Below are 5,685 nucleotides of genomic sequence, written 5' to 3' on the forward strand. Positions count from 1 at the left end.
GAAGGCATCTGACACTTCCCAAGATTCGATGCGAGGCATAAGACCCCCGTTTGAACACCTTGGGAAACAATATAAGGAACGATTGACGAAAAGTCAATTATTTACGGATAAGCACTAAGTCCGGTCGATGCAAAGTCATCATCACCCGACTAATGATGCAATCCGATTCCAGTGAGTCTTCGGGTATTCTTGATCCGATGTAGGCGACGACAATTTGGCGGTGCTCACCGATAGGCTCGGTCAGGCACAGCACCGGGCGCACCTTGCTGTCGCTCCGATCGTCCCAAGGAAATGAAATCAGGGCGACTTTACCGATATTCATCGAACGGGATCCCATCAGTGGGGGAATAGATGTCCTCTTCCGGCGCAAGCCACTCCGCAAAGACCGGATTCCGCGCGGCAGCGTGCAGCCATTCCGTCTCGGAAATGTCCTCGTCCGAGTTTCCCGTAGGTATGACGATCAACTCGACCAGCGTATCGACGTCAAGCGGGAGCGGCTCAGGCTGCGCGATCCCACGAGCCTTGTCGATGCGGCCGGTGGTGCGGATGATTGATGTGATGGTTGTTAAGAAAACCTTGTTGTGCTCTGATCAGATTCGATGCCTGAGATTTTGTATTCCAACCAATTAATACTCTTGCTGTATTCCTGAGCTCATTTTGTTAAAATATTAATAAATATCCTCTCATCGCTACCAATGAAACCTATTGGAGTTACAAATGAATGCTTTACAACCATTCTAACTGGCAGGAATATTAGAAGCAGAGCATCTGCAAAACCATAGATAATAACTATGAAGATAAATATAGCAAGTATTGATTTGAGAATGCTCCCGATTAATATCAGATACAAAGAAATAGCGAGTAGAATTAGAATGCGAAACAGATTATATGCCAAGATATCACAAAATATGAATCTTATACTTTTCGAATAAAGCAAGATATACGTGAACTCACCTACATAAAAGGCCAAGAATGTTAATAACAGAATATGAATAACATTATCAAGAAGAAGTGAAGTAACGCAAATCATAAGAAATGCGACAGAGCCGGGCAATTCGGCCCATCTTTCTAAATCCAATAATGAGGCCAGGATGCAGTTTTGGCCGTGTCCGTGTCACCCCACACACGATAAAGGCCATCAATATCCAACCTTATCTTATTAATGGGTGCAGATAATTGTGGTATTCTCCAGTAGGGCAGGCATTCCTGCCTGCCCTTTGGACGGACAAGAATGTCCGTCCTACTGATGCTACTATTTGAAGCCCCGATTAATAAGACCGCCTGGAGTTAATATCATGCGTTTTCATCCATTTTGGTGTTGGTTCTCCATCACTTCACCCCCTGATATAGCGCCGGGCGGAAGCGGGGCTTGGGAATATCCTTGCCGTCCTCGCGCGCAACCTCAAGCCAGAGTTCTTTGGCAATGTTGACTTCGTGAACTGCCTCTTCGGGCGTATCACCGAAGGCGGAGCAGAACTCCAGATCAGGAATATCCGCTACATAGCAGTTATCCTCTTCGCTGAAGAAGACATTAATCCAATAGTCGCGCATACTATGCCTCCATTGAAAGATGATGCTTTTCGATTAGCCTAATGAATTGCCTTAGTTGATAGGCTTTTGCCTCGCCTCTTAGCGGCTGAACATTCAGATATCCAGGAATCAGAGGATGCTTGAACAGATGATGGCTTCCTGAGATCCGCCGCAATCGAAATCCGAAACCTTCGATAAGATTCTGAAAGTCGATAAACCTGACATTCGAAGTTTCACCATGATAGATTTTCTTGAGTAATTCCTTACGATCCATGCTGCAACTCTCCCACCACCTCCTTTAGCACCCGATCCGCATCATCCTTCAACGGTCTGCAGGTCCCGGCGCCTTTGTGTCCGCCGCCGCCGTAGCGCGCCATCAGGTCGCCGACTACCACCTTGTTCGTCCGGACGAAGATGCTGTGCCCCACCGAGAGATGCGCCCGCGCCGGGTCGGTCGGGTGATCTGTCAGTTTCACCCAGGTGTCGCAGGTTGGGAAGAGCGCATAGGGCAGAAAGCGGTTGCCCGGCTCGCCGGTGAACCGCCCACAAAAGTCGGTCACCAGCACGTTACCCTCAAGGCGTGAGTGCTTTAGAAGCGCCTCCTTAAAGGCGTTGTTGATAGATTTGAACTCGCCGCAGCGTCTAATGATTTCGGGGTCGCCGAGCAACGCGGCGGTGTCGTTCCTGATCAGAATTTTGATCAGGTGGCGCCAGTAAGGTTCGTCCTGCGGGCGCTTGCCTTCGACGGTCATCGAGATGAGGATCACGCCGGAAGGACTCGCGATTTCGTCCATCGTAAGGCTCGCCGAGTCAATGCGGTCGGTGATGGCGATCATCTCGTCCCAACCAGCGAGCGATTCGTCGTGCCCGTAGAACTCGTAAATTACCCTCGCGGCCGACGGCGCCACCCAGAACGAGCCGCGGAAGTCCTCGCCCTCCAGTTTGTTCGAGACGTGGTGGTCGAACCAGAGTGCGCATCCCTTGCGATAGGGCAGGTTGGCGATGATGTCGTCGGGCGTCACCTCGCCTTCGCCGGACTGGAATGGACCCGGCTCGATGAACCGCATCCGGTCGCAATCTTCGACGATGTTCAGAAGCGCGGCGCAGACCAGCCCGTCCCAGTCGGCGCGAGTAGTGATACGAAACATCTTCACATCCCCGCGTATCTTGGCCCCCCGCCGCCTTCGGGCGGGACCCAGGTGATGATGCCATAGGGGTCGGCAATGTCGCATGTCTTGCAGTGGACGCAGTTGGAGGCGTTGATCTGCAGGCGTCTCCCCCCATCCTCCCCGGGCAGCATCTCATAAACCGCCGCCGGGCAGAAGTGCTGGCAGGGATTGCCATACTCAGCGGAGCACCGTCCCGAGCAAATGTCGGTGTCGGAGACGCGCAAGTGTGGAGGCTGGTTCTCCTCGTGGCGCGTCCCGGAGGCGAAGACGTCGGACAATTTGTCGTAGGTGAGCGAGCCATCGAACCTGCGCTCGAGAGGTTGGCGCCAGTCAGGTTCTTCGGTCAACTTGCTGTAGTGCAAATGGTCGGGAGTTGCAGGATAGCGGTTCATCAGGCCGCGCCCACCGGTAACCATTTGCAGCCCGGTGTTGAACATCCCCCAGATCAGCCCCTTCTCATAAGGCTGGTGGAAGTTGCGGACACCGCGCAGTTCCTTATGCGCCCACGACGCACGATAGTGGTCATCATAGGCCTTCAAGGTCGCTTCCGAGTAGTCCTCGCGCTGCAACGCATTAAAGGCGGTCTTGGCTGCCATAATACCGGACTTGATGGCGAGATGGATACCTTTAAGACGCAGAGCATTCAAATACCCGCCCGATTCGCCTGCCAGCAACAACCCTTCGTGATAGAGTTGCGGCATCGCCCAGTAGCCGCCTTCGGAGATGGTCTTGGCGCCGTATGCGGTCATCCTTCCACCTTTGAGGAGCGACCGAACCCAGGGGTGCTCCTTGAATTGTTGGAAATAGCCGTGCGGATCGTTTCTCGGATCGTGAGCGTTAAGGGCGGTTACCAATCCGAGCGACAGTTCTGTATCCGAAAAGGAGTAGATCCAGCCTCCGCCAAAGGGCCCCTTAAGACCGTGAGGATAGCCGAGCGTGTGCCAGACGTTGCCGGGCTTGACACGACCAGTGTGGATTTCCCAAATCTCCTTGACGCCGGTTACATAGGATTGCGGATTCCGATCCCTATCCAAGCCGAGTGCCGGGACGACTGCTTTGGTCAGGGAGCCACGTGGACCTTCGGCAAGGAGGGTTATCTTGGCGCGCAGTTCCATTCCCGGCTCGAAGTTGCCTTTCGGCTGGCCGTTGCGGTCGATTCCCTTGTCGTCGGTCACAACGCCCTTGAATCTGCCTTCCTCGATGATCGGCGATGCCCCTGCCGTGCAGGTCATAATCTGGATGCCGCGATCTTCGGCGATCTTGCCGAGCCATTTTACCATTTGATTGAGCGACACCAACGGAAAGCCATGGTTGTGCATCGCCGGAGGCAAAAAGGGCACTTTCAGCCGCCCGTTCGCGGTGAGGAAATAGAGCGCGTCGTCCGATACCTCCGGCCCGAGCGGCGGATTCATCCCGCGCCAGTCGGGAAGGAGTTCGTCCAGCCCGCGCGGGTCCATGACCGCTCCGGAGAGCATGTGATCGCCGACTTCGGCCGACTTTTCGATCACCATTAACATGAACTCGGACGACCGGGCCGCGCCTTTCAGTTCGCCTTTGGCGCGGGCGCTCTCGATCTGATCGTTCAAATGAATGGCGAAGGCGAGCCCGGCCGGACCCGCCCCTACGACGAGGATGTCAAGATCAAGCGTGTCGCGTGTGAAAGGGGGCATGGGCTATTTTGTGAGTCGTTGAACGGCGAAGACAATCATACGATTTTGACCTGGCAAATTGTCTTGCAAGTAATCTGCCGGCAGCCGATTGGATTACCACATCATATAATGGAGCCCTGCCGCGGGCACGGGCAACAGTTTCCGGTCAAAGTAGGTCAGTGGAACTTCGACCGAGCCCCAAAGCCGTTCCATAGTAAGGGCTCTAATTGACAGCCCGGGACCGACGCCGACAGCCCAATGGAAGTCGCCATACTTCCATTTGCTCTCATAGATTAGGTCGGTTGCGGAGTGCGAAAAGAACTCGCCCTTGGTCTGCAAGAATGACACCCCGGCCAGAAGATAGATCGCTGTCAACCGGGTGCGCGACAAGGGGTAAAGCGCCGCTATCGATGCCTTGAGGTAATAGTCTTCTTCCAATAGCACTGCCGTTGCGCCGATCTGGTAGCCCCAGCCGGTCGGCGCGAGTCGGCGGTAACTGAAGCCGTTGCTGTGGGGAATACCAAATTCGAGCCCGATGCCGCGGGTCTCAAGTTCGCCTTCCTCTTCCTCCCAGGTGATGTGCTTCACCATCAGGATAGTCCCATCCGGGCGCGATTCGCCCTGCTGGCCGGAACCTATGAATGACACTTCTCCAGAACGTCTGTTGATCAACTCCACCAGACCGCTCGCAGTGATCACCTTGGTTGTCCCGTCGTTGAAGACGACGACCCAAAACTCGGTGCCCTTGATAGTCGCGACCGACGTCGGGGTGAGGACTTCGATGGTGCCGAGTTGTTCGCCGACCCGGACGAAGATCCTGCCGATGCCAAGCAACACCTGGGTCAGGATTCCGCCCTCATCACCCTCCTTCGCGTCGAGCGTCACCGTCGTCCGGGGTGTCAATTTCAGCAGGCTCTTGTCTTCAAGGAAAACCATCACCAACGACGCGCTGTCGGAGGTCTGCACCTGATCGCCGGAGGCCAGTGTCTCGGCACCGTTGACGGGCACAAAGGCTGTGTCACCGGCACGCTTGATGAGCACCAGACCCTCGACCTTGAGCAGTTGTGCCAGAACCGCCGGCGGCAAGGCAAAGGCGTCCGGGCAGGCTGCGCAGGACAGGATAATGCCGAGCAGTAGCGTGATAGGTGGTTTCAGATGGTGGACCTGTATGGTGTCGGCAACGAACAACCTACAAATGCTTCGCTAGATAATTCATTATGGTATATTGGAATGATGTGTATTGTCTTGTCAACGTGTTTACAATCAAGCAGCTTTTGGAGCCGCGATAAGTCGTTCTGCTGGGGTGCAGCCGTTTAGTCTATAGCCCTGATGCGGGC

At 54.6% G+C, this 5,685-nt stretch carries 6 protein-coding genes; all 6 read right to left on the bottom strand.

Annotated features, from left to right (window positions below; genetic code table 11):
• Nucleotides 1-97 precede the first annotated feature (97 nt).
• Nucleotides 98-337, bottom strand: a complete 240-nt coding sequence (locus FJY67_11050) for a hypothetical protein (GenBank protein MBM3329984.1) — start codon at nt 335-337, stop codon at nt 98-100.
• A gap of 992 nt (nt 338-1,329) precedes the next feature.
• Nucleotides 1,330-1,551: a type II toxin-antitoxin system HicB family antitoxin gene (locus FJY67_11055; GenBank protein ID MBM3329985.1), complete on the bottom strand. Its 222-nt coding sequence runs from the start codon at nt 1,549-1,551 to the stop codon at nt 1,330-1,332.
• A 1-nt stretch (nt 1,552) separates the two neighbouring features.
• Nucleotides 1,553-1,804, bottom strand: a complete 252-nt coding sequence (locus FJY67_11060) for a type II toxin-antitoxin system HicA family toxin (protein MBM3329986.1) — start codon at nt 1,802-1,804, stop codon at nt 1,553-1,555.
• Nucleotides 1,794-2,678: an exopolyphosphatase gene (locus FJY67_11065; GenBank protein MBM3329987.1), complete on the bottom strand. Its 885-nt coding sequence runs from the start codon at nt 2,676-2,678 to the stop codon at nt 1,794-1,796. Before FJY67_11065 ends, FJY67_11060 begins: the two co-directional genes overlap by 11 nt.
• A gap of 2 nt (nt 2,679-2,680) precedes the next feature.
• Nucleotides 2,681-4,369, bottom strand: coding sequence for an electron transfer flavoprotein-ubiquinone oxidoreductase (locus FJY67_11070; protein ID MBM3329988.1), 1,689 nt, complete (start codon nt 4,367-4,369; stop codon nt 2,681-2,683).
• Nucleotides 4,370-4,462: 93 nt separating this feature from the next.
• Nucleotides 4,463-5,545: a FecR domain-containing protein gene (locus FJY67_11075; protein ID MBM3329989.1), complete on the bottom strand. Its 1,083-nt coding sequence runs from the start codon at nt 5,543-5,545 to the stop codon at nt 4,463-4,465.
• Between the last annotated feature and the right edge of the window lie 140 nt (nt 5,546-5,685).

This window comes from Calditrichota bacterium (assembly GCA_016867835.1).
Classification (GTDB): domain Bacteria; phylum Electryoneota; class AABM5-125-24; order Hatepunaeales; family Hatepunaeaceae; genus VGIQ01.

Bases quoted from the DNA above. Each gene is read 5' to 3' on its own strand.
- FJY67_11050 (MBM3329984.1), bottom strand. From the start codon at position 337: ATGGGATCCCGTTCGATGAATATCGGTAAAGTCGCCCTGATTTCATTT.
- FJY67_11055 (MBM3329985.1), bottom strand. From the start codon at position 1,551: ATGCGCGACTATTGGATTAATGTCTTCTTCAGCGAAGAGGATAACTGC.
- FJY67_11060 (MBM3329986.1), bottom strand. From the start codon at position 1,804: ATGGATCGTAAGGAATTACTCAAGAAAATCTATCATGGTGAAACTTCG.
- FJY67_11065 (MBM3329987.1), bottom strand. From the start codon at position 2,678: ATGTTTCGTATCACTACTCGCGCCGACTGGGACGGGCTGGTCTGCGCC.
- FJY67_11070 (MBM3329988.1), bottom strand. From the start codon at position 4,369: ATGCCCCCTTTCACACGCGACACGCTTGATCTTGACATCCTCGTCGTA.